General features: G+C 45.2%; 21 protein-coding genes. 6 read left to right on the top strand and 15 right to left on the bottom strand.

The window, feature by feature from the left end; genetic code table 11:
* Window positions 1–81 precede the first annotated feature (81 nt).
* The 13 genes from AACT23_RS03590 to AACT23_RS03530 all read right to left on the bottom strand — a co-directional run bounded on the left by AACT23_RS03590 (window position 82) and on the right by AACT23_RS03530 (window position 11,534).
* On the bottom strand, window positions 82–963 hold the full coding sequence (locus AACT23_RS03590; protein ID WP_017044113.1) for a ParB/RepB/Spo0J family partition protein: 882 nt from the start codon (window positions 961–963) through the stop codon (window positions 82–84).
* 24 nt (window positions 964–987) lie between these two features.
* The gene (locus AACT23_RS03585; RefSeq protein ID WP_013855586.1) at window positions 988–1,761 is read right to left on the bottom strand and encodes a ParA family protein; all 774 of its coding nucleotides are present in this window, start codon (window positions 1,759–1,761) and stop codon (window positions 988–990) included.
* 14 nt (window positions 1,762–1,775) lie between these two features.
* Window positions 1,776–2,408, bottom strand: coding sequence for a 16S rRNA (guanine(527)-N(7))-methyltransferase RsmG (gene rsmG / locus AACT23_RS03580; RefSeq protein ID WP_010319958.1), 633 nt, complete (start codon window positions 2,406–2,408; stop codon window positions 1,776–1,778).
* Window positions 2,405–4,303 (bottom strand): tRNA uridine-5-carboxymethylaminomethyl(34) synthesis enzyme MnmG, encoded by a 1,899-nt coding sequence (gene mnmG / locus AACT23_RS03575; protein WP_017047816.1) that lies wholly within the window; start codon window positions 4,301–4,303, stop codon window positions 2,405–2,407. The genes rsmG and mnmG overlap by 4 nt, the downstream gene beginning before the upstream one ends.
* 481 nt (window positions 4,304–4,784) lie before the next feature.
* Window positions 4,785–5,219: an FMN-binding protein MioC gene (gene mioC / locus AACT23_RS03570; protein ID WP_017044116.1), complete on the bottom strand. Its 435-nt coding sequence runs from the start codon at window positions 5,217–5,219 to the stop codon at window positions 4,785–4,787.
* A gap of 43 nt (window positions 5,220–5,262) precedes the next feature.
* A complete protein-coding gene (gene mnmE / locus AACT23_RS03565) occupies window positions 5,263–6,624 on the bottom strand; it encodes a tRNA uridine-5-carboxymethylaminomethyl(34) synthesis GTPase MnmE (protein ID WP_026028517.1) in 1,362 nt (453 codons plus the stop codon).
* Window positions 6,625–6,736: 112 nt separating this feature from the next.
* A complete protein-coding gene (gene yidC / locus AACT23_RS03560; protein ID WP_017046370.1) occupies window positions 6,737–8,359 on the bottom strand; it encodes a membrane protein insertase YidC in 1,623 nt (540 codons plus the stop codon).
* A 2-nt stretch (window positions 8,360–8,361) separates the two neighbouring features.
* A complete protein-coding gene (gene yidD, locus AACT23_RS03555; protein WP_010319953.1) occupies window positions 8,362–8,622 on the bottom strand; it encodes a membrane protein insertion efficiency factor YidD in 261 nt (86 codons plus the stop codon).
* Complete coding sequence (rnpA, locus tag AACT23_RS03550; RefSeq protein ID WP_026027667.1) at window positions 8,589–8,945, bottom strand: ribonuclease P protein component; 357 nt, start codon at window positions 8,943–8,945, stop codon at window positions 8,589–8,591. Before rnpA ends, yidD begins: the two co-directional genes overlap by 34 nt.
* A gap of 12 nt (window positions 8,946–8,957) precedes the next feature.
* Window positions 8,958–9,095, bottom strand: coding sequence for a 50S ribosomal protein L34 (gene rpmH / locus AACT23_RS03545; protein WP_010319951.1), 138 nt, complete (start codon window positions 9,093–9,095; stop codon window positions 8,958–8,960).
* 196 nt (window positions 9,096–9,291) lie between these two features.
* On the bottom strand, window positions 9,292–10,041 hold the full coding sequence (locus AACT23_RS03540) for an amino acid ABC transporter ATP-binding protein (RefSeq protein ID WP_013855580.1): 750 nt from the start codon (window positions 10,039–10,041) through the stop codon (window positions 9,292–9,294).
* The gene (locus AACT23_RS03535) at window positions 10,038–10,709 is read right to left on the bottom strand and encodes an amino acid ABC transporter permease (protein WP_010319949.1); all 672 of its coding nucleotides are present in this window, start codon (window positions 10,707–10,709) and stop codon (window positions 10,038–10,040) included. The genes AACT23_RS03540 and AACT23_RS03535 overlap by 4 nt, the downstream gene beginning before the upstream one ends.
* Window positions 10,710–10,784: 75 nt before the next feature.
* Window positions 10,785–11,534: an amino acid ABC transporter substrate-binding protein gene (locus AACT23_RS03530; RefSeq protein WP_026027668.1), complete on the bottom strand. Its 750-nt coding sequence runs from the start codon at window positions 11,532–11,534 to the stop codon at window positions 10,785–10,787.
* Window positions 11,535–11,843: 309 nt separating this feature from the next.
* Between AACT23_RS03530 and dnaA the strand changes: the two genes are divergently transcribed.
* From dnaA to AACT23_RS03500, 6 genes are all read left to right on the top strand, one after another.
* Complete coding sequence (dnaA, locus tag AACT23_RS03525) at window positions 11,844–13,247, top strand: chromosomal replication initiator protein DnaA (protein ID WP_010319947.1); 1,404 nt, start codon at window positions 11,844–11,846, stop codon at window positions 13,245–13,247.
* Window positions 13,248–13,320: 73 nt separating this feature from the next.
* Window positions 13,321–14,421 (top strand): DNA polymerase III subunit beta, encoded by a 1,101-nt coding sequence (gene dnaN, locus AACT23_RS03520; protein ID WP_017046368.1) that lies wholly within the window; start codon window positions 13,321–13,323, stop codon window positions 14,419–14,421.
* Window positions 14,422–14,430: 9 nt separating this feature from the next.
* A complete protein-coding gene (recF, locus tag AACT23_RS03515; RefSeq protein ID WP_019281696.1) occupies window positions 14,431–15,510 on the top strand; it encodes a DNA replication/repair protein RecF in 1,080 nt (359 codons plus the stop codon).
* Window positions 15,511–15,529: 19 nt separating this feature from the next.
* On the top strand, window positions 15,530–17,947 hold the full coding sequence (gene gyrB, locus AACT23_RS03510) for a DNA topoisomerase (ATP-hydrolyzing) subunit B (RefSeq protein WP_013855574.1): 2,418 nt from the start codon (window positions 15,530–15,532) through the stop codon (window positions 17,945–17,947).
* Between the two features lie 506 nt (window positions 17,948–18,453).
* Window positions 18,454–18,723 carry a GreA/GreB family elongation factor gene (locus AACT23_RS03505; protein ID WP_094127391.1) on the top strand — a complete coding sequence of 90 codons (270 nt, stop codon included), beginning with the start codon at window positions 18,454–18,456 and terminating at the stop codon, window positions 18,721–18,723.
* Between the two features lie 536 nt (window positions 18,724–19,259).
* A complete protein-coding gene (locus tag AACT23_RS03500) occupies window positions 19,260–19,697 on the top strand; it encodes an Hsp20 family protein (RefSeq protein ID WP_094127399.1) in 438 nt (145 codons plus the stop codon).
* Between the two features lie 68 nt (window positions 19,698–19,765).
* Here the strand turns inward: AACT23_RS03500 and AACT23_RS03495 are convergent, their stop codons facing one another.
* Window positions 19,766–21,013, bottom strand: a complete 1,248-nt coding sequence (locus AACT23_RS03495) for a valine--pyruvate transaminase (protein ID WP_010319942.1) — start codon at window positions 21,011–21,013, stop codon at window positions 19,766–19,768.
* Window positions 21,014–21,226: 213 nt separating this feature from the next.
* On the bottom strand, window positions 21,227–23,308 hold the full coding sequence (gene glyS, locus AACT23_RS03490) for a glycine--tRNA ligase subunit beta (protein WP_094127389.1): 2,082 nt from the start codon (window positions 23,306–23,308) through the stop codon (window positions 21,227–21,229).

Below are 23,308 nucleotides of genomic sequence, written 5' to 3'. Positions count from 1 at the left end.
AGTTACAATTTTGTTTACAAACCGACAACTTTCAAATAAAAAAACGTTTTTTGCATAATTGACTTAAATCAATTATCTCATTTAGCTTTCTAGCTTGGCAATTAGTTGCTCTAATTTGTGAGGCTCATCAAGACTAATCGTCATTTTGGCTTTGCCACCTTTTGAACGAATGATCGACACTTTAGCCCCTAACATTTCACTCAATCTTTGTGACATTTGTTGTGCATCTAAGTCTTCCGATGCCGATCCGTCCTCAGAAGGCTGTGTTAGACACTTTTTCACTAATTGCTCAGTTTGTCTCACGGTCAGCTGTTTTGCGGCCACACGTTGTGCAATTTCAATTTGTTGATCGCCTTCGAGCATCAATAATGCTCGTGCATGGCCCATTTCAAGCTGCTTGGTTTCCACTAAACGCTTCACGCCATCCGCCAATTGATTTAAGCGTAATAAGTTACTCACGGTAGTGCGTGATTTACCAATCACATCAGCCACCTGTTGGTGAGTGAGCTTAAATTCGTCTTGCAACCGCTCTAAAGCTTGTGCTTCTTCAATCGCATTCAAATCTTCGCGTTGAATATTTTCTATCAGTGCCATCGCAATCGCAGCGCGATCTTGGACATTTTTGATCAAACAGGGCACTTGCTTTAAACCTGCTTGTTTTGCAGCGCGCCAACGGCGTTCACCTGCAATAATTTCATAGCCGCCAAGCTCTAAACGTCTTACCACGATCGGCTGGATAATACCTTGCGATTGGATAGACGCAGATAGCTCTTCCAACGCTTCTGCCGACATATCTTTACGTGGTTGATACATGCCAGGTTTCAAATTTGATACCGCGATATCCATTAATTCGCCATCAGAAGAGAGTGCTTGGCTATGTGAGGCGGCTTGCTCCTTTTCACGAGCAAGAGAACTGGTTGCGAGCAATGCATCCAATCCTTTTCCTAAACCACGTTTAGTCATGTAGACGAATTCCTTTAGTTGAGATTATGCGGGTATTTCTTCTCGACGAAGCATTTCGCCAGCTAAGGCGAGATACGCTTTTGCCCCAGCTGAATACTTGTCGTAGTACATTGCTGGCTTGCCATAACTTGGCGCTTCAGCAAGACGGACATTACGAGGAATAACGGTGCGATAGACTTTGTTTCCAAAGTGCTTTTTCAGTTGATCGGATACTTCATTGGCTAGGCGATTACGCGGATCGTACATCGTTCGAAGTAACCCTTCGATTTTCAGGTTTTCGTTGACTACCGCGGCTAACTTGCTGATGGTATCCATTAACGCCGTTAAACCTTCTAATGCAAAATACTCACATTGCATTGGCACTAACACAGAATCCGCTGCGGCCATGGCGTTGATTGTAAGAAGATTTAAAGAAGGAGGACAATCAATAAAGATGAAATCATAGTTATCACGAACTGGCGCGAGGGCATTTTTCAAACGCACTTCGCGAGCAAAGACTTCCATTAATTTGATTTCAGCGGCTGTCACGTCTCCGTTCGCCGCAATCAAATCGTAGTGTCCCGTTGTTTTGCGACACACGACTTCATCAAAAGGGGTGTCTTCGACCAACAATTCGTACGCGGTTGCATCTACTTGATACTTATCAACACCACTGGCCATCGTTGCATTGCCTTGTGGGTCGAGATCGATCACTAAAACTTTACGCTTAGTCGCCGCCATAGAGGCCGCTAAGTTAATGCACGTTGTTGTTTTTCCTACGCCACCTTTCTGGTTGGCGATTGCTACGATTTTGCCCACGGTATGCCTCGCTGTTATCCCTTGCGAGATAAGATTACAAGATGACGGTCACCTTCCAACTCAGGAACTTTCAAAGCTTTGACATCAGTCACAGAACACCACTCAGGTAGTGTGGCTATTTCCTCATCTGGCCGTTGTCCTTTCAGGGCTAAAAATCGGCCCGATGTTTCTTTTGGTAAATGGTGACACCATTCCACCATATCGAGCATTGAAGCAAACGCACGGCTCAGTACGCCATCAAATTTTACTTCAGGCTGAAACTCTTCGACTCGACTTTGAATCGTGGTCACATTTTTAATACCAAGCTCATGCAGAACTTGTTTAATAAAACGAATGCGCTTACCTAAACTATCGAGTAAGTAAAAGGTTTTATCAGGATTCATGATAGCGAGAGGTATACCAGGTAAACCAGGCCCAGTACCAACGTCGATAAAACGCTCACCCTGTAAGTGAGGACTTACCACTATACTATCTAAAATATGTTTCACCAACATATCCATAGGATCGCGCACTGAGGTGAGATTGTAGGCTTTGTTCCATTTATTCAGCAGTTCCACGTAACCGACTAATTGGCTACGTTGCTGCTCATTGACCTCGAGATCGGTTTGACCAATTAAATCATCGAGACGCGTTCTTAACTCGCTCATGCGGCGTCTTCCCCTTTCTTCAGTACACCTTGCTTTTTCAAATAAACCAATAAGATAGAAATAGCAGCAGGTGTAATACCAGAAATACGAGAGGCAATACCAACTGTTTCAGGCTTGGCATTGTTAAGCTTAAGGATCACTTCGTTGGACAAGCCTTTGACCTGTTTATAGTCAAGATCCAGCGGCAATTTAGTGTGCTCATGGCGCAATGATTTGTCGATCTCATCTTGCTGACGCTGAATATAACCATCGTATTTGATTTGAATTTCAACTTGCTCAGCCGCTTCACTATCGTTCAATGCTGGTGCAAATGACTCAAGCGACGTGAGCTGTTGATAGGTGATTTCAGGTCGACGTAGTAGATCTTCACCACTTGCTTCACGAGACATGGGTGTTTTGAGCAACGCATTCAGTGCATCAACACCAACGGAGTTCGGGTTCATCCACGTTTGTTTCAAACGTTGACGCTCGATTTCCATGTTTTCCATTTTTTGATTAAAACGCGCCCAGCGCACATCATCGACTAAACCTAACTCTCTGGCTTTTTCGGTTAAACGCAAATCGGCGTTATCTTCGCGTAGCAGTAAGCGATATTCAGCGCGAGAGGTAAACATGCGATAAGGTTCTTTGGTACCCATAGTGGAAAGATCATCGATCAACACGCCCATGTAAGCTTGATCACGGCGTGGACTCCAGCCTTCTTTTTCTTGGCTAAATAAGCTTGCATTCAAACCAGCCATTAACCCTTGCGCTGCCGCCTCTTCGTATCCGGTGGTGCCGTTGATTTGACCAGCAAAGAACAAACCACTGATGAATTTGGTTTCATAGGTTTGTTTTAAATCTTGTGGATTGAAAAAATCGTACTCTATGGCGTAACCCGGACGAACAATATGTGCGTTTTCAAACCCTTTCATTGAGCGAACGATCTGCACTTGTACATCAAACGGTAAGCTGGTGGAAATACCGTTAGGGTAGAGTTCTGTCGTGGTCAAACCTTCAGGCTCGATAAAAATTTGATGGCTATTTTTGTCGGCAAAACGCATAACTTTGTCTTCGATCGATGGGCAGTAGCGTGGGCCGATACCTTCGATGACACCTGCGTACATCGGACTACGATCAAGATTGGCACGGATCACATCATGCGTTTTATCGTTGGTATGCGTGATGTAGCATGGTATTTGACGTGGATGCTGTTCACGTTGTCCCATGAAGGAAAAAACAGGCGTTGGGTTATCACCGTGTTGTGTTTCTAACACTGAGAAGTCCACGCTACGGGCATCGATCCTTGGTGGCGTACCCGTTTTTAAACGATCGACTCGAAACGGCAGTTCACGTAAACGTTGCGCTAATGCGATCGATGGAGGATCTCCTGCGCGGCCTCCTGAGAAGTTTTCAAGACCAATGTGGATCTTTCCACCAAGGAAGGTGCCTACCGTCAATACTACCGCTTTGGCGTGGAATTTGAGGCCCATTTGAGTCACAACGCCCATTACACGATCATTTTCAACGATAAGATCATCGACCGCTTGTTGGAACAAAGTTAAGTTTGGCGTGTTTTCAAGCACATCACGCACATACGATTTGTAAAGCGCACGATCTGCTTGGGCTCGAGTCGCTCGAACCGCTGGCCCTTTTGAGGCATTGAGTGTTCTAAATTGAATACCTGCATGATCAATCGCTTGTGCCATTAGACCGCCCATGGCATCGACTTCTTTAACCAGATGTCCTTTACCAATTCCGCCAATCGCAGGATTGCACGACATCTGTCCTAGAGTCTCAATGTTATGGGTAAGCAATAGCGTACTTTGACCAGTACGAGCTGCAGCGAGAGCGGCTTCCGTTCCAGCATGGCCACCACCGACCACAATGACGTCAAATTTTTCGTGATAAAGCATGAACCGACCTCAGGTATTCAATGAAGCATGGACTGACAAAAGAGGCGTATTCTACCTGCTTTCCACTGGCTAGAAAATCGCTTTTCTGCTTTTTTAATCTGAGCTTGGTAAGTTAATAATATATAAGATCTATATAGAGATCTTTTATTAGATCTATTATTAGGATCGAGCATATCTGTGGATAACCGATAAATGATCAACAAGATCATGGTTTTTAAGAGGATCACAAGCTGTGATCCTGACATGATCTAATCGTGTATTAGCTGGGATCAAAAAGGCTAGTTATGCACAGGGTCGTAAAATTCATAAGTTATTAATTGGATAACTATAGGTTAATCACCGAATAACAGCATAGTTATACACATTAAAATATTTTAAATGGACTTAACTTTTCTATGGCGAGTATTGAGACAGTTATACACAGAGCTTAAGGGTACAAAAAAAGCGGCTCACAGGCCGCTTGGTGACTTTATGCCATTCGCTAGAATTGTTCGATGTGCTGTTTGAGCCATACTTCAGCGGCATCTTCAGGAACGGAATATTCTAATATATCTATGGTGAAACAGTCGCTAATTGGCGTTGCACCTATATCCTCAAGCAGTTGATATGCATGCTTACCTGCTGCGCAAAACGTGTCATAGCTTGAATCGCCAAGTGCTACCACGGCATATTTTAACTCGCTCGTATTCGGTGGTGTTGATTGCAAAGAAGCGATAAAAGGTTGGATATTGTCTGGGTAGTCACCCGCTCCATGCGTGGAGGTGACAATGAGCCAAGTCCCTTGTGAGGGTATATCACTTAAGTTGGGTTGGTTGTGGATAGTCGTAGTATAACCTTGCTCTTGCAGTAGATCGTTGAGATGATCGGCGACATATTCAGCGCCTCCTAAGGTGCTGCCAGTGATGATATGGATCATGAGATATTCCTATAATTAAGAGTGATCAAGCTTCTCACTGCGATCATTTGCCGATACAGAACGACGAAAAGATGCGCCCTAACAAGTCATCGGAGCTAAATTCGCCCGTTATCTCGTTTAGATGTTGCTGCGATAAACGCAGTTCTTCCGCTAAGATTTCACCAGCCATGTAGCCTTCGAGCTGCTGCTGACCAATCATGAGGTGCTGTGCGGCGCGCTCTAGCGCGTCCAAATGGCGTCGTCTGGCCATAAAGCCGCCTTCATTGCCCCCAGCAAAGCCCATGCACTCTTTGAGATGAGTACGCAGAGCATCAACTCCCTCTCCAGTTTTTGCCGACAGGCGGATTAAGGTTGGAGAATTAACATGACAGATACCGAGTGATTCTTTGGTTTGATCGACTTTGTTGCGGATCACCGTCATGCCGATGTTTTCAGGCAATCGATCGACAAAATCTGGCCAGATTTCTTTCGGATCGGTGGCATCTGTGGTGGTGCCATCAACCATAAAGAGCACACGATCTGCTTTTGCTATTTCATCCCAAGCACGCTCAATACCTATTCTTTCGACTTCGTCATTGGCATCACGTAGGCCAGCGGTATCGATGATATGCAGTGGCATGCCATCGATGTGGATGTGCTCTCTCAGTACGTCACGCGTGGTTCCTGCGATGTCGGTGACGATTGCTGAGTCTTTGCCTGATAAGGCATTAAGTAAACTTGATTTGCCCGCGTTAGGACGCCCTGCTATCACCACTTTCATCCCTTCGCGTAAAATGGCCCCTTGATTGGCCTCTTTGCGCACGGCGTCTAAGTTGTCGATGATATTTTGCAGATCTGCGGCAACTTTACCATCGGCAAGAAAATCGATCTCCTCTTCAGGAAAATCAATCGCTGCTTCAACGTAAATTCGCAGGTGGATTAGGGAATCGACCAAGGTGTGAATGCGTTTGGAAAATTGACCTTGCAATGAATGCAGAGCGGATTTGGCCGCTTCTTCAGAGCTGGCATCAATCAAATCGGCAATCGCTTCCGCTTGGGTTAAATCCATTTTGTCGTTTAAAAACGCACGCTCAGAAAATTCACCCGGGCGCGCTGCGCGCAAGCCACTGATAGCCAAAATGCGTTTGATCAGCATATCCATGACGACCGGGCCACCGTGTCCTTGTAGTTCGAGCACATCTTCGCCGGTAAAGGAGTGAGGGTTAGGAAAATAGATCGCGATGCCTTGGTCAAGTTCGGTGCCATTTTGATGCTTAAAAGGCAAGTATTCCGCATAACGAGGTTTCAGTGTTTTCCCGGTTACTTCAAGCGCGACTTGAGCGGCTTTCGGGCCTGAGACGCGAATAATCCCCACGCCACCTCGGCCTGGAGCGGTTGCTTGAGCAACAATGGTGTCTGTAGACATAAGGGTACCTAACATAGGGGTGTATGAGCGCAATTGTAATCAGCCAAAAACAAAAAGGCGACCAAAAGGTCGCCTTTGTTTCACTTGTCAGTGTGACTTCTTGCTGAAGTGGCTACTTAGAGTGTAAGCCTTTTTTCTCCAGCGCTTTGTAAATCAAGGTTTGCTGGATCAAAGTAACGATGTTCGATACCAACCAGTAAATCACTAAACCTGATGGGAAGAACAAGAAGAAGAACGTAAACATAACCGGCATAAAGGTCATGATCTTCTGTTGCATCGGATCAGTGACTGTCGTCGGGCTCATTTTCTGGATCATAAACATACTCACACCCATCAGCAGTGGCAAGATGTAGTATGGGTCTTGTGCTGAAAGGTCATGAATCCAACCAAAGAAAGGTGAATGACGCAGTTCAACCGATTCCATTAATGACCAGTAAAGCGCAATGAAGATAGGCATTTGCAGGAAGATAGGTAAACAACCACCGAGTGGGTTTACTTTCTCTTTCTTATACAGCTCCATCATTTCTTGGCTCATGCGTTGGCGGTCATCGCCGATGCGCTCACGCATTGCTTGCAGCTTCGGTTGCAGCATGCGCATTTTTGCCATAGAGGTGTATTGTGCTTTGGTCAGTGGGTACATAGCACCGCGAACAATGAAGGTTAAGCAGATGATTGCTACACCCCAGTTGCTAACGAAGCTTTGAATGAATGAAAGCAACATGTGTAGTGGTTTTGCAATAAACCATAACCAGCCGTAGTCGACAACTAGATCAAGATTTGGCGCAACTGCAGCCATCTCATCTTGTAGTTTTGGACCGACCCAAAGTGTGGCTAAGAATGTCGCTTTTTCACCGTTGGCGATGGTTTTATTTGGCATGCGAACACCAATATCACCTAAGTTGCCAATCACGCGAGTGTATAAGTTTGACCCTGCTGCATCACGTGGGATCCACGCGCTGGCAAAGTAGTGTTGGATCATCGCCGCCCAACCTTCACCGTTAACTAAAGGCAGTGACAAGTTACGATCTTGCATATCATCGAAACTGTATTTCTTATAACGTGTATCTTGTGTTGAGTAAGCACCGCCACGGTAAGTTGGCATAGCCAAGCTGCCACCAGCGTCCAATAAATTTTGGCGTAGGTGTGCATACATACCCAGTGTCGCGTTATTACCAGATTGGTTGACTACATCAAATTCAACATCCAAGGCGTAGCTGCCACGTTTAAGGATGAAGGTTTTGGTGTATTCAAGGCCATTGGCTTGATAAGTCATGGGAATGCGCAGTTCGTCTTGACCATCCGCTAGAGCAAAGGTGTCGGCGCTAACAGTATAGTTTGGACGATTGTTGCTGCTTAAATCGATCCCTTGCGGTCCCACTAAACCACTTTGCGCGATAAACTGGTGACCAGGAATGTCTTTAAGTAGCACAAATGGGTCTTCTGAATTGAGTTCAGCATCGTACTTATTCAGCTCGGCCTTCACTACATCACCACCTACCGTGTCAATTGACAGAGTCAGTACATCAGTCTTGACGGTGATGGTTTTTGCAGACGCATTGGTTACTGCTGGTGCTGGGTCTAACTCATCAGCCATAGATGGTGCAGTTAAAGTGCTGCTATTTTGTGCCTGCTCAACCGCTTGAGGTGCTGGGTTCTTTGCTACTTGCCATTGCTGGAAAAGTAAAAAAGAAACGAGTGCCAAGGCGATTAACAGGATATTACGTTGAGAATCCATCGTTAATTATCTCTGTCTTGTTTTTGGACTGGTGGCGGAACGGGGTCAAAACCCCCTTCGTTCAAAGGGTGGCATTTTAATAGACGTTTGCCTGATAACCAACACCCTTTTACAAAACCGTGAGCTTTCAACGCTTCTATCGCATAGTTTGAACAGGTTGGAGTAAAACGACAGCGTGGTCCAAGCAGAGGACTGATGATTCCTTGGTAAAGACGGACGAATCCTATTGCTAACCACGCGAAGGGCGAGACAGGCGATGCCATAATTTTTCAAATAGTTTGAACATTTCTTCATTGCTTAAATCTTGCGCGCTCTTTTTCGCAATCACAACAAAATCTTTGTTAGGAAGTTGATGCTGTTTATTACGGAAGCTTTCGCGAGCGAGGCGTTTGAAGCGATTACGGCCAACAGCAGTTTTTATCTGTTTTTTGGGGACGGCCAACCCTAACCTTGGGTGGGTAAGAGCGTTTTCGCGAGCAATGATAGTGAAATGGGGGGAGCCTGCGCTGTGCGCTTGCTGGAAGACTTTTTTATAATGTTCGGGAGTTAACAAACGTAACTCCCGATTGAACGCGTACGTATTCAAAATAATCGCGAATTATTTTGACAGGCGCGCGCGGCCTTTAGCACGACGTGCATTAATAACCTTACGGCCATTCTTAGTTGCCATGCGTGCACGGAAACCGTGAGTACGCTTGCGCTTTAGAACGGTAGGTTGAAAAGTGCGTTTAGACATGTGTAATTACCTTACTGATCAGTAGTTTTTAGGTTCAAATAAACCCGGCGTGGGCATATTTTCGCTTCTTTAATAGAAAGAAAGGAATCCGACGCCTCTCAACAAAGAGGCGGAATTGTAATCACTGTCACAATAAGTGTCAACGATTGGGTTCACTAAAATTCCGGTCGGGGGATTATACGCAGTCTCCTTTAAATCACAAGGATCCTTCGTCGATCCCCACCTGATTTAAAAATTTCTTGAGCTTAGGATCCTGTGGATTACCAAAGATATCCTGTGGAGAGCCTTGCTCTACAATTTGCCCATCGGCCATGAAGATCACGCGATCGGCTACCTCTTTTGCAAACTGCATCTCATGGGTAACCACCAGCATTGTTTGGTGATGAGTAGCTAATTTCTTCATTAAAGCAAGCACTTCGCCAACCCATTCAGGATCGAGTGCTGACGTAGGTTCATCAAATAGCAGCAATTCTGGTTGTAGCGCCATCGCACGACCGATCCCAACGCGCTGCTGCTGGCCACCAGAAAGCGCTGCGGGATAACTCTCTCCTTTATCCCCAAGACCGATGTCATCCAAAATCTGCTGTGCGCGGGTCAGGGCGAGATCTTTTTTCCAACCGTGCACCGTAATGAGCCCTTCGGCGACATTTTGCCTCGCTGTCATATGAGCAAACAGCGCGTAGTTTTGGAAAACAAAGCCTGTTTTTCTGCGCAGTGCTAATACATCTGCTTTGGTCTGTTGCTGGGTGTCGACGGTGACATCATCAATAGTAATGGAGCCTTGGTCTGCGCGTTCTAGGAAGTTGACGCAGCGCAGTAAGGTCGATTTACCTGTACCGCTTGAGCCAATAATGACGATGATTTCACCTTTTTCTATTGCTAAGCTGATGCCTTTGAGCACTTCAGTATCGCCAAAGCGCTTATGAATATTATCGAGTTTAATCATCGTACATACGCCTTATTGAGTCTCTCTTCAGCCCAAATTTGTACCCGAGTCAGTACCACCACTACGGCCCAGTAAATTAATGCAACGGCGAGGAAAGCTTCAAAGAAGCGAAAGCTTGACGAAGCTTCCATCTGCGCTCTGGCCATGATCTCAGCGACTCCTAATGTAAAAGCTAATGAGGTCGATTTGATCATATCAATGAAGTAATTCATTAATGATGGCAACGCTATACGCGTAGCTTGCGGCAAAATAATGCGGCGCATTGCTTGGCTTGTGGTCATACCCACAGACAAACTCGCTTCCATTTGGCTGCGATCAATACCCAAAATGGCGGCGCGAATACTTTCTGCCATATAAGCGGCGAAGTGAAGAGTTAGCCCGATCACCGCGGCGCTAAATGCATTTAAACCGACCATCCACGGTAACACTTGCGGCAGACCATAGTAGAGTAGAAATAGTTGTACCAGCAGGGGAGTACCGCGGAAAAAGCTGATGTACAGCTGGCTTAGCGGATCCAAAATGGGCACTTTGAACACACGAATATTGGCTAAAATGACCGACAGGATCAAAGCAAACACTAAGCCCCAAGTCGCCATCTCCATGGTGGTGCCTAAATACCTGAGCAGTATTGGCATCAGCTCAAGCATATAGTGAAAATCAAATCCCATCGGCTTACCTTTTTAAAACAAAAAAGGTGGAATGTGTGGTTCCACCTCAATCCTATCTTTTGATAATAGGGGAATTTACTTATTGGTGATATCGGCAGCAAACCATTTTTCAGAAATCGCACTCAGTGTGCCATCAGCGCGCATCGAGGCTAACGCTTGATTCACTTCAGCTTGCAGTTTTTGGCCTTGCTCGTTGTTAACAAACGGCCAAGCGTTTTCAATGGTTTCAAAAGGGTGACCAGCCAATTGTAACGGTAAGCCCGTTGTTTTAATCAATTCCAGAGCCGAAAGGCGATCCATCACAAACGCATCGGCACGGCCAAGAGCAACGTCATGTTCAATGCCAGTATCGTAAGTTTTGATGATAATTTTATTGTCTTTGTCAAAGCTGCGCAGTAGCTGCTCGAAGTTTGAGCCTAAATTGACCGCGACCGTTTTGCCGGCAAGATCGTCAATCCCTTTAATGCTGTCATTACCTTTGCGAACGGTAATTTGTGCACCGTCGATGACATACGGGTCAGCAAATAAGTATTTCGCTTTACGTGCTTCTGTGACGGTGATTTGGTTTGAAATGGTGTCAATTCGGCCAGTTTCAAGCAGGCCAAAGAGACCGGAGAAATTAGCAGTAACATATTTTACATCGTAATCATTGCGTTTACCTATCTCATCCCAAACATCCACTTCAAAGCCTTGCAGCTTGTCTTGTTTGACAAAAGTGAATGGAAAATAGCGCCCTGACATGCCGACTTTTATTTCCGTTGCCGCGTGTACGCTTGCAGCGGATAGTGCAATTGCAGTAATGGCGACTTTAACCCAGTTTTTCATCTTGAAACTCCTTATATTTATAGAGAGGGATGTTACTGGTAAAGCACTCAATAGAATAAATAACCAGTAGTTATTAACCATAACCGAACATAGTGACACAATTGGGGATAAGTATAGAGGATCCTTGTATATGTGGATCATCGTGTGGGTAAAGTGGTGCTAATTGTGAAGATCGACAAAAATCAAGCGCAAATTGTGTGAATAACTTCGATCTTATTCACTGGATCACGGATCAATCGCTGGCGATCTTGGTTATCAACAGGTAAAATCGCCAGTCTTTTCGATCATTTACTTAGGGTGAGGGCAACCGTGTCATCTTCGCTTTGGTTGCAATGTTTGCAACAGCTTCAAGAAGAGTTACCAGCAGCGGAATTCAGCATGTGGGTACGTCCGTTACAAGCGGAGCTCAATGACAATACTCTCACTTTATTCGCCCCAAACCGATTTGTGCTTGATTGGGTGCGCGATAAATACATCAACAGCATCAACCGACTACTGCAAGAGCATTGTGGCCACGATACCCCGAACCTGCGTTTTGAAGTGGGGAGTCGCCGGGTCAGCGCGCCTAAAGCTGCTCCCGTTCGTACTCAAGCGGATGTCGCGGCTGAATCTTCAGCTCCTGCACAGTTACAAGCGCGTAAACCAGTACATCGTACGTGGGAAAACGACACGGTTGTGGCAGACATTAATCACAGATCAAACGTTAACCCTAAACATAAGTTCAATAACTTCGTTGAAGGTAAATCGAACCAACTTGGTTTGGCTGCAGCGCGTCAAGTTTCCGATAACCCCGGCGCGGCCTATAACCCACTCTTCTTATACGGTGGTACAGGGCTAGGTAAAACACACTTATTGCACGCCGTTGGTAATGCGATTGTTGATAACAACCCGAATGCGAAAGTGATTTACATGCACTCAGAGCGTTTCGTGCAAGATATGGTGAAAGCGCTGCAAAATAATGCGATTGAAGAGTTCAAACGCTATTACCGCAGTGTCGATGCACTCTTGATCGATGATATTCAATTCTTTGCTAATAAAGAGCGTTCGCAAGAAGAGTTCTTTCATACCTTTAACGCATTGCTTGAAGGTAACCAACAAATCATTTTGACTTCCGACCGCTATCCGAAAGAGATCAATGGGGTGGAAGATCGCCTGAAATCTCGTTTTGGTTGGGGTTTGACGGTTGCGATTGAGCCACCAGAGCTTGAAACGCGTGTCGCGATTTTAATGAAGAAGGCAGAAGATCACCAAATTCATCTTGCCGATGAAGTTGCCTTTTTTATTGCCAAACGCTTACGTTCCAACGTGCGTGAATTGGAAGGTGCACTAAACCGTGTTATCGCCAACGCTAACTTTACCGGCCGTCCGATCACCATCGATTTTGTGCGTGAAGCGCTACGTGACTTATTAGCTTTGCAAGAAAAATTGGTCACCATTGATAACATTCAAAAGACCGTGGCGGAATACTACAAAATTAAAGTGGCGGATTTGCTTTCTAAACGTCGCTCTCGCTCGGTTGCTCGTCCACGCCAGTTGGCGATGGCACTGGCTAAAGAGCTGACTAACCACAGCTTGCCTGAAATTGGTGATGCATTTGGTGGCCGAGATCATACGACAGTGCTGCACGCTTGCCGTAAAATCCAGCAGTTACGTGAAGAGAGCCACGACATCAAAGAAGACTATTCGAATTTAATTCGTACCCTGTCTTCTTGATGCACAACCTTCTTATATCAGCTATTTTAACCCTCACATTTGGGGTCGCCCGATAACATCGTAAGAGCTAACTATGAAATTTACTATTGAACGTAGCCACTTCATTAAGCCACTTCAGCAAGTATCTGGAACATTAGGCGGACGTGCGACTTTGCCAATTCTTGGTAATTTGTTGCTCAAAGTGGAAGAGAACGAGCTGTCGATGACGGCGACCGATCTTGAAGTCGAACTGATTAGCCGTGTGACACTTGAAGGTGAGTGCGAAGCAGGAAGCATCACTGTCCCTGCGCGTAAATTTTTAGATATTTGTCGCGGCTTGCCCGATAGCGCCGTGATCACCGTGGTATTGGAAGGCGATCGCATTCAGATGCGTTCTGGCCGTAGCCGTTTCTCTCTGGCAACCTTACCTGCCAGTGACTTTCCTAATATTGAAGATTGGCAAAGTGAAGTGGAAGTGTCGCTCACTCAGGCAGAACTGCGCAGTTTAATTGAGAAAACCCAGTTTTCGATGGCTAACCAAGATGTGCGTTATTACCTGAACGGTATGCTATTTGAAATCGACGGTTCAACCTTGCGCTCTGTGGCAACCGATGGACACCGTATGGCGGTTTCGCAAACGGCACTCAGCGCGGATTTTGCCAATAAACAGATCATCGTGCCGCGTAAAGGGGTACAGGAACTGGTCAAGTTACTTGATGCGCCAGAACAGCCGGTTGTGCTGCAAATTGGTAGCTCAAATTTGCGCGCCCAAGTGAATAATTTCATCTTCACTTCTAAGCTGGTTGATGGCCGCTTCCCTGATTATCGCCGCGTTATGCCGCAGCAAACGACCAAAACCTTAGAAACGGGCTGTGATGAGTTACGTCAGGCATTTTCTCGTGCCGCGATTCTCTCAAATGAAAAGTTTCGCGGGGTACGGGTTAATCTTGCGGATAATGAAATGCGCATTACCGCCAACAACCCAGAGCAAGAAGAAGCGGAAGAGTTGTTGGATGTCACCTTTGAAGGCGACGCCATCGAAATCGGTTTTAACGTCAGCTATGTACTCGATGTACTGAATACATTACGTTGTGAACAGGTTCGTGTATCGATGTCTGACGCCAACGCCAGCGCGCTGATTGAAAATCGCGATGACGACAGCGCGATGTATGTCGTCATGCCGATCCGACTTTAAGTTTGCGCAATGCCGCTGACTCGTTTAATCGTCCAACAATTTCGTAATATTAAAGCCTGTGATATCCCATTATCATCAGGCTTTAACTTTCTTATTGGCCCTAATGGCAGCGGCAAAACCAGTGTACTGGAAGCGATTTACCTGCTGGGTCATGGTCGCTCGTTCAAAAGCGCCTTAACCGGACGCGTCATACAAAATGAGTGCCAGGAGCTGTTTGTGCATGGGCGTTTTTTGACCTCGGATCAATTTGAGCTACCGATTGGCATTAATAAGCAGCGTGACGGTTCAACAGAGGTTAAAATAGGCGGTCAATCTGGGCAAAAACTGGCGCAACTGGCACAAGTTTTACCTTTGCAATTGATTCATCCGGAAGGGTTTGATCTGCTCACCGATGGACCAAAACAACGACGTGCATTTATTGATTGGGGGGTATTTCATAGTGAACCTGCCTTTTATGATGCATGGGGGCGTTTTAAGCGCCTCAATAAGCAGCGCAATGCGTTGTTAAAAACGGCAACCCATTATCGTGAACTCAGTTATTGGGATCAGGAGATGGCGCGCTTGGCTGAACAAATCGATGCATGGCGCACACATTATGTGACGCAAATGAAGTGTGTTGCCGAGGCGTTGTGTCGCAGTTTTTTGCCAGAATTTGATGTGCAAATGAAGTATTATCGTGGTTGGGAAAAAGAGACGCCCTATCAACAAATCCTCGAGAAAAACTTCGAACGCGATCAATCGCTAGGCTACACATTCAGTGGCCCTAATAAAGCGGATTTAAAAATAAAGGTCAATGGAACACCGGTTGAAGATGTTCTATCACGCGGTCAGCTTAAATTAATGGTGTGTGCACTGCGCGTCGCACAAGGACAACACTTAACCGAGCTGACAGGTAAGCAATGCATCTATTTAATTGATGACTTTGCTTCCGAATTAGATAGCCATCGTCGTAAGCGTTTAGCGGATTGCTTAAAATCGACGGGGGCACAAGTTTTTGTAAGTTCTATTACGCAAGGCCAAGTTGCAGACATGATTGAGTCAAACAGCAAGATGTTTCATGTGGAACATGGCACAATAGGGCACGGATAAAATAGTGAGAGAGTAACTCATGTCGAATAATTACGATTCATCGAGTATTAAGGTACTGAAGGGTCTGGACGCGGTTCGTAAACGTCCAGGAATGTACATCGGCGACACGGATGATGGCACCGGTCTGCACCACATGGTTTTTGAGGTGGTGGATAACTCAATTGATGAAGCGTTGGCAGGTCACTGTAAAGACATCGTAGTGACTATTCACGAAGACAATTCAGTTTCAGTTAGCGATGATGGCCGTGGTATTCCTACCGACCTTCACGAAGAAGAACAAGTTTCTGCCGCGGAAGTTATTATGACGGTTCTGCATGCGGGCGGTAAATTTGATGACAACTCATACAAGGTTTCGGGTGGTCTGCACGGCGTCGGTGTGTCCGTTGTCAACGCGCTGTCTGAAAAAGTGCTACTGACTATCTACCGTAACGGCGCTATTCACACACAAACTTATTGTCACGGTGTGCCACAAGCGCCGTTGGCTGTGGTGGGTGAAACCGATAAAACTGGGACAACCCTGCGTTTTTGGCCAAGTGCTGAAACCTTTACCAACATTGAATTCCATTACGATATTTTAGCTAAGCGTCTGCGTGAGCTCTCTTTCCTAAACTCTGGTGTATCCATCAAACTGTTTGATGAACGCGAAGAAGACAAAAAAGACCACTTCAGATATGAAGGTGGTATTAAAGCGTTTGTTGGCCATTTAAACCGCAATAAAACGCCGATCCATGAAAAAGTATTCCATTTCAGCTCTGAGCGTGACGATGGGATTACCGTGGAAGTGGCGATGCAGTGGAACGATGGTTTCCAAGAAAACATTTACTGCTTTACCAACAATATTCCTCAACGTGATGGTGGTGCCCACTTAGCGGGTTTCCGTGGGGCGTTAACTCGTACCCTAAACACCTTCATGGATAAAGAAGGCTTCTCGAAAAAAGCGCAAGCGGCGACCTCGGGTGATGATGCTCGTGAAGGCTTAACCGCGGTGGTTTCAGTGAAAGTGCCGGATCCTAAGTTCTCTAGCCAAACTAAAGATAAATTGGTTTCATCCGAGGTGAAATCTGCGGTTGAGTCAGCAATGGGTGAGAAATTGGCGGAGTTTTTGGCTGAAAACCCAAGTGAAGCCAAAATGGTCTGTTCAAAAATCATTGATGCGGCTCGTGCTCGTGAAGCGGCGCGTAAAGCGCGTGAAATGACACGTCGTAAAGGTGCGTTAGATCTTGCCGGTTTGCCGGGTAAACTCGCCGATTGCCAAGAAAAAGATCCTGCACTATCTGAACTGTACATAGTGGAAGGGGACTCTGCTGGCGGTTCTGCCAAGCAGGGACGTAACCGTAAAAACCAAGCGATTTTGCCGCTGAAAGGTAAAATTCTTAACGTTGAAAAAGCACGTTTTGACAAAATGCTTTCTTCGCAAGAAGTCGCAACGCTTATCACCGCATTAGGCTGTGGCATTGGCCGTGATGAATATAACCCAGACAAACTGCGTTATCACAACATCATCATCATGACCGATGCGGACGTCGACGGTTCGCACATCCGTACGCTACTGTTGACCTTCTTCTATCGTCAAATGCCTGAGCTGATTGAGCGTGGCTACATCTACATTGCTCAACCGCCTTTGTATAAAGTGAAAAAAGGCAAGCAAGAGCAGTACATCAAAGATGAAGATGCGATGAACCAATACCAAGTTGCTTTGGCATTGGATGGTGCCTCACTGCATGTTAACCCTCAAGCGCCAGCATTAGCAGGCGAAGCGTTAGAAACCTTGGTTAAGCAATACAATGTCGCCATTAAGCTGGTGGAGCGCATGAGCCGCCGCTACCCTTACGCCTTGATCCATGAATTCATCTATATGCCGCGTATCATTGTTGATCAATGCGCTGATTCTGCAGTAGTAGAAGCGTGGGGCAAACAGCTGGTAGAGCAGTTAAATGCGAAAGAAGTTGGCGCAAGCCAATACAGCATTGAAACTGAGCACAATGCAGAGCTTGGTATTTATCAGCCTAAGATTGTAGTGCGCACTCATGGTGTAACGCACCAACATCTATTAAGTGCTGATTTGCTCAATTCGAAAGAGTACAGCAAGCTGGCGGACCTTTCTGAAGCACTTTATGGCTTAGTTGAAGAAGGGGCTTACATTCAACGTGGCGAGCGTATTCAACCTGTCGATAACTTTGTTGATGCGTTGAACTGGTTAATTAAAGAGTCTCGTCGTGGCCTAAGCCTACAACGCTACAAAGGTCTAGGTGAAATGAACCCAGATCAGCTGTGGGAAACGACGATGGATCCTGAATCTCGCCGTATGCTGCAAGTCACGATTGAAGATGCTGTTGGTGCTGATGAACTGTTTACCACCTTGATGGGTGATCAAGTTGAGCCGCGTCGCGCATTCATCGAAGAGAACGCCTTAAAAGTTGCCAACCTCGATGTCTAAGTCGTTGCTATAAAGCAAATCCCAAAAACACCGTTTCGCAAGAGCGGTGTTTTTTTATGGTCAACACAAAGTCACCCAACGTGGGAGCAACCATTTTTAGCATCAACACTTTCTACTTATCTTAGGTTGTCTTCAAGGATAAAAGGTCATAAACGTTTTTTTATTGGGATTTTCTCTCAATAAAAAAAAGTATCTACTATTTTATTTTATTCCATGTTTTTAGAGGTTTTTATGAGCTTGAATTATATTTTTTGGCCGATATAGTATTCATTAATTACTTTTTAGGAGATGTGGGTTTGTTATTTATCTTACAGTAATAAATCCGAAGGTCTAACTTTCGGATATTATCTAATCTATTTTTGGAATTATTGTAAGGAGTAATAAATATCAACTTATTTAAACGTTGGCTTGTTTTTTTTAAAAGTAAAATAATAACAAGCTTATTTGTTACCTATCAGTCTCCACTGATTTTACTGACTCTTTTCGAGAGAATAGAAGCAGAATCATTGGCCAGATCTACGGCAGAGCGCCGAGTCAACGTTGGAGATAGGGTCAGCTTTGTTGATACAGAAAAGTGTCAACCTTATCAAATTATTATAGTGCTTGGTGAGCGGAACAACCCTAATGATGGTCTCGTATCACTTTACTCTTATTTAGGCGCTTCTATTTTTGGATTACGTGAACAAGAGTGTTTTAAATTATATATTTTAGGAAAAGAGCGAGAATATAAAGTGGTTAATATTCTTCCTGAAAAGTCACTAACGTGTGTAAATTAAATTTCTTCGTTAAAATAAGGAGATTACTATGAGTAAGAAAGATATGAAAAAAGCGCAACTTAGCCTAAAAGAAAAGCGGAAATTAAAGCAAGAAAAAATGGAAGAAAGCAGTGTAATTAAAGAAAGGAAAAAACGCGGAAAATAAAATAAGTTTTCATCGGTTAAAGTGCAAAATAAAGCCTAATGATATCGTTAGGCTTTTTTATGTCTCTGTATTGACTCTATATCCTGCTAATGAAGGCTTTGTAACTCTACGGAGTATCAGTTTGATTCGATGTCCTCTTTCTAGTTTCTGCTCGCTTTAGCGAGGACTAAAAAATTTTTCAAAAAATCCTTGAAAAGAATTTTAGTGCCCCTATATCTATCAATGAAGAGGATGCCGTAAGGACCTCTGGAATGGCGACACAGGTTTGCTCTCTTAAGAGGAGCCTTGTGTTGTGATCATTAAATGTGTTGTTAGCTCCATGTTGAAAGAATGGCTGCTAACGGCTTAGCGTCTATGCGCTAAGGCTATTGCTTATGATGAGGATAGTATGATGAGAACAGTAGATTTCACTCCTTTATACCGCAACGCAATTGGTTTTGACCGTATATTAAACATGATGGAATCCAGTTCAGCGAAGAATAGCTCTGCGGGTTACCCTCCGTACAATATTGAACAGCAAGACGACAATAAATATCGCATCACGATGGCGGTAGCTGGTTTTTCTGAAGAGCAGATTGAGATTACTCAACAAGAAAATACGCTGATTGTGCGTGGTGAACGTAAACCCGAAGAGAATAAAAACTACGTCTACCAAGGTATTGCTGAGCGCGATTTTGAACGTAAATTCCAATTGGCCGACTATGTCAAAGTGCTCGGAGCCACAATGGAAAATGGCTTGCTACACGTGGATCTTGAACGTGAAACACCTGAAGCGATGCAACCACGTAAAATTGCGATTAATGGTAAAAACTTAATTGAGAACAATTAAGTTACTGGCCACATTAAAGTAGTGAAAGAGCGCCTTTTGGCGCTCTTTTTCATGGCAGAAAGGATGAATTACTGTTGATACGCTAATGCCACTTCTTGAGCAATAATTTGAATGCCCTTTTGCATGGCTTCATCATCTTGCACGTAGTTCATGCGCAGACACTGATGCGCGTGTTGCCAATCGTCTTGTTGACCAATAAAGAAATATTCACCCGGTACAATCAATACTCCTCTGGCTTTTAGACGTTGGTAAAGTTCCATCGTGGTTATAGGGAGCTCATCAAACCAGAGCCATAAAAAGATCGCCCCTTCTGGTTTATGGATACGAAAGCGCGGGTCGCTAATGGCTTGCTTGAGTAACTCGACTGCTCTTTGTGATTTCTGCTGGTAGAAGGGCTTGATCACATCGCGACTGAGCCTTAATAGATCGCCTTTTTCAATCATGTGATGAGCAATGGCTGGGCCGATGCTGCCTGGCGCTAAGCTAATGATGCCATTCATGTTGGTTAATGCTTGGGTAATGGTTTCGTTGGCAATGACGATACCGCAGCGCACACCGGGTAAACCCAGTTTCGAAAGGCTCATGCATAAAATGGTGTTGTCATTCCAAAAGGGTTCAATCTCTTCAAAAATGATGTTGGGAAATGGAACGCCGTATGCATTGTCGATAATCAGTGGGATATTGTTCTCTCTAGCCAGCTTATCGAGCTTGTGGATCTCTTGTTCTGTGAGCACATTTCCCGTCGGATTGGTTGGACGGGAAGCACAAATGGCGGCTACCGACGAATCCACGCTCAAGGTTTCGAAATCCACGTGGTATTTGAATAAGCCATTGTCGAGTAGTTCTATTTCTGGGCGATAGGAGACAAAAATATCTTCATCTATCCCGGCATCACCATAACCAATATATTCAGGCGCTAATGGCAGTAAAATTTTCTTATGTGAACCGTCAGCTTGCTGGCCAGCAAACAGATTAAATAGATAGAAAAATCCACTCTGGCTGCCATTGGTTAAGCTAATGTTCTTTTCACTGATTTCCCAGCCATAGGTTTCTTTAAGCAGTTTTGCGAGAGATTTAACGAACAGATCTTTACCTTGTGGGCCATCATAGTTGGCGAGGGCAGCGATCAGTTCACCACTGCTAAGCATGTCAGCACTGGTTTGATGAAAGTAGTCAATCATGGCGGGAATGGCGGCTGGGTTACCACCGCCGAGCATAATGGCTCCGGGGGTACGTAGGCCATCATTGAGATCGTCCATTAACTGGGTAATACCGGAATACTGATTAAATTTTTCACCAAATTTCGAAAACTGCATTGCTGACTGCCTAATTCATTCTTGTATTTGCTTGCATAAAGGGGCATGAAACGATGCCATGCCCATCGAGTAATCCTTGAACATACCCCAATGTTTTTGCGAGTCAAAGCACTATTTTTCGCCAAATAACACACTGCGGTCAGATAAAACAAAAAGCCCAGCGGATGGCCGCTGGGCTTTGATAGATTAATTTGTGTGCCGAAATATCAGCGACTACTTTTGCAGCAGTGAAATATCAGCAATTTGTAGGAACAGATTACGCAAGTTGTTGAGCAGCGTTAAACGGTTTTGTTTTAATGCTTCATCGTCTGCCATCACCATGACATTATCAAAGAAAGCATCAACAGGTTCACGTAGTGCTGCCAGCTTGCTCAGTGCTTGTTGGTAATCACCGGTAGCGAAAGCAGGTTCTAGTGCTTCGGTCATCACTTCCACTTCTTCCGCTAAGGCTTTTTCGGCCGCTTCTTGAAGAAGTGTTAGGTTGATTTCTGCAGCCAGTTCACAGTCAAATTTCGCTAAAATGTTACCGACACGCTTGTTTGCCGCCGCTAGGGCTTCAGCCGCTTCCAGTTCACGGAAGTGGGAAACCGCTTTAACACGTTTGTCAAAATCAGCGGGTTTGGTTGGACGACGAGCAAGTACCGCTTGGATGATGTCGACGCTAAAACCTTCATCTTGATACCAAGCACGGAAACGGCCAAGCATAAACTCAATTACATCGTGCTCAACGTTGTCGTTGGTAAGGCGATCACCAAACAGAGATTTCGCTTTTGCTACGAGGTCAACTAAGTCCAAGTTATAGCCGTATTCAACGATGATGCGCAGTACACCCAGTGATGCGCGACGCAGAGCAAAGGGATCCGAGCCTTTTGGCGCTTGGCCAATACCGAAGATGCCGACTATGGTGTCTAGCTTGTCTGCGATTGCCACAGCGGCGGAAACGCCATTGGTTGGCAGAGCATCGCCAGCAAAGCGTGGCATGTACTGTTCGTTTAGTGCAACGGCGACTTCTTCTGCTTCTCCGTCATGGCGAGCATAATGCATACCCATCACGCCTTGCGTGTCGGTAAATTCAAACACCATTGAGGTCATCAAATCGCATTTAGCCAGTAAGCCCGCACGTTTTGATTTTTCTACATCCGCGCCAATCTGTTCTGCAATGTAACCAGCCAGTTCAGTAATACGGTCAGTTTTATCTTTAATCGTACCCAACTGCTGCTGGAAAATCGCGGTTTCTAGTCGTGGTAGACGATCGACTAATTTGCTTTTGAGATCGGTATTAAAGAAGAATTCTGCGTCCGCTAAGCGTGGACGAACGACTTTCTCGTTGCCTTCAATAACATGGCGAGGCTCTTTCGACTCGATGTTAGAGACGAAAATAAAGTTAGGCAGCAATTGCTTATTCGCATCGCTCATCTGATGAGAATAAACCGGGAAGTATTTTTGGTCACCTTTCATGGTGTAAACCAAAGCTTCTGACGGTACTTTAAGGAATTTTTCTTCAAATTTTGCCGTCAGCACCACTGGCCATTCAACCAGTGAGGTCACTTCTTCAACCAAGTCATCGTCAAGATCGGCAACACCGCCAACCTGTAGCGCTGCTTTTTGTGCATCCGCAATAATTATCGCTTTACGCGCATCGTAATCGGCGATCACTTTACCGCGCTGTTCTAAAATCGCTGGGTATTGTTCTGCTGAATCGATGGTGAACTCTTTTTCGCCCATAAAGCGGTGACCACGAATGGTGCGCGCAGAAGCTACGCCTAAGATCTCACCTTCGATCAGTTCATCGCCCATCAAAATAGTCAGAGTTTTTACTGGGCGGATAAATTGTGTTTCTTTATCACCCCAGCGCATGGGTTTGGCGATAGGTAAGTTTGCTAACGCTTTGGCGGCAAGTTCAACCACAATAGCTTTGGCATCTTGGCCTTTGACTTCCTGTTTGAACAGTAGCCATTCACCTTGTTCTGTTGTTAGGCGATCCGCTTGCTCAACAGTAATGCCGTTACCACGCGCCCAGCCTTGTGCTGCTTTGGTTGGATTGCCATCGGCATCAAAAGCAACAGAAATAGCGGGGCCACGTTTTTCGACCACTTTATCCGCTTGACCTTGGGCCAAGTTGGTCACTTTCAGTGCTAAACGGCGAGGGGTTGCAAACCATTTGATGCCTTCGTGTGCCAGTTCAGCGGTTTTCAATTCTGCGGCAAAGTTAGCCGCAAACGCTTCAGCCAAAGTGCGAAGTTGTTTTGGTGGTAGCTCTTCTGTACCTAATTCAATTAGAAATTCTTTTGCCAT

Source organism: Vibrio sp. V09_P4A23P171, assembly GCF_963875615.1.
GTDB lineage: Bacteria > Pseudomonadota > Gammaproteobacteria > Enterobacterales > Vibrionaceae > Vibrio > Vibrio anguillarum.
This window is presented reverse-complemented; position numbering and strand designations above follow the sequence as displayed.

What these genes read in the sequence shown, in the direction of transcription:
- yidC (WP_017046370.1), bottom strand. Translation starts at nt 8,359, where the DNA reads ATGGATTCTCAACGTAATATCCTGTTAATCGCCTTGGCACTCGTTTCT.
- AACT23_RS03530 (WP_026027668.1), bottom strand. Translation starts at nt 11,534, where the DNA reads ATGAAAAACTGGGTTAAAGTCGCCATTACTGCAATTGCACTATCCGCT.
- AACT23_RS03495 (WP_010319942.1), bottom strand. Translation starts at nt 21,013, where the DNA reads ATGCAGTTTTCGAAATTTGGTGAAAAATTTAATCAGTATTCCGGTATT.
- recF (WP_019281696.1), top strand. Translation starts at nt 14,431, where the DNA reads ATGCCGCTGACTCGTTTAATCGTCCAACAATTTCGTAATATTAAAGCC.
- rpmH (WP_010319951.1), bottom strand. Translation starts at nt 9,095, where the DNA reads ATGTCTAAACGCACTTTTCAACCTACCGTTCTAAAGCGCAAGCGTACT.
- AACT23_RS03535 (WP_010319949.1), bottom strand. Translation starts at nt 10,709, where the DNA reads ATGGGATTTGATTTTCACTATATGCTTGAGCTGATGCCAATACTGCTC.
- rsmG (WP_010319958.1), bottom strand. Translation starts at nt 2,408, where the DNA reads ATGAGCGAGTTAAGAACGCGTCTCGATGATTTAATTGGTCAAACCGAT.
- AACT23_RS03540 (WP_013855580.1), bottom strand. Translation starts at nt 10,041, where the DNA reads ATGATTAAACTCGATAATATTCATAAGCGCTTTGGCGATACTGAAGTG.
- mnmE (WP_026028517.1), bottom strand. Translation starts at nt 6,624, where the DNA reads ATGTCTACAGACACCATTGTTGCTCAAGCAACCGCTCCAGGCCGAGGT.
- AACT23_RS03590 (WP_017044113.1), bottom strand. Translation starts at nt 963, where the DNA reads ATGACTAAACGTGGTTTAGGAAAAGGATTGGATGCATTGCTCGCAACC.
- mnmG (WP_017047816.1), bottom strand. Translation starts at nt 4,303, where the DNA reads ATGCTTTATCACGAAAAATTTGACGTCATTGTGGTCGGTGGTGGCCAT.
- AACT23_RS03500 (WP_094127399.1), top strand. Translation starts at nt 19,260, where the DNA reads ATGAGAACAGTAGATTTCACTCCTTTATACCGCAACGCAATTGGTTTT.
- glyS (WP_094127389.1), bottom strand. Translation starts at nt 23,308, where the DNA reads ATGGCAAAAGAATTTCTAATTGAATTAGGTACAGAAGAGCTACCACCA.
- dnaN (WP_017046368.1), top strand. Translation starts at nt 13,321, where the DNA reads ATGAAATTTACTATTGAACGTAGCCACTTCATTAAGCCACTTCAGCAA.
- mioC (WP_017044116.1), bottom strand. Translation starts at nt 5,219, where the DNA reads ATGATCCATATCATCACTGGCAGCACCTTAGGAGGCGCTGAATATGTC.
- gyrB (WP_013855574.1), top strand. Translation starts at nt 15,530, where the DNA reads ATGTCGAATAATTACGATTCATCGAGTATTAAGGTACTGAAGGGTCTG.
- yidD (WP_010319953.1), bottom strand. Translation starts at nt 8,622, where the DNA reads ATGGCATCGCCTGTCTCGCCCTTCGCGTGGTTAGCAATAGGATTCGTC.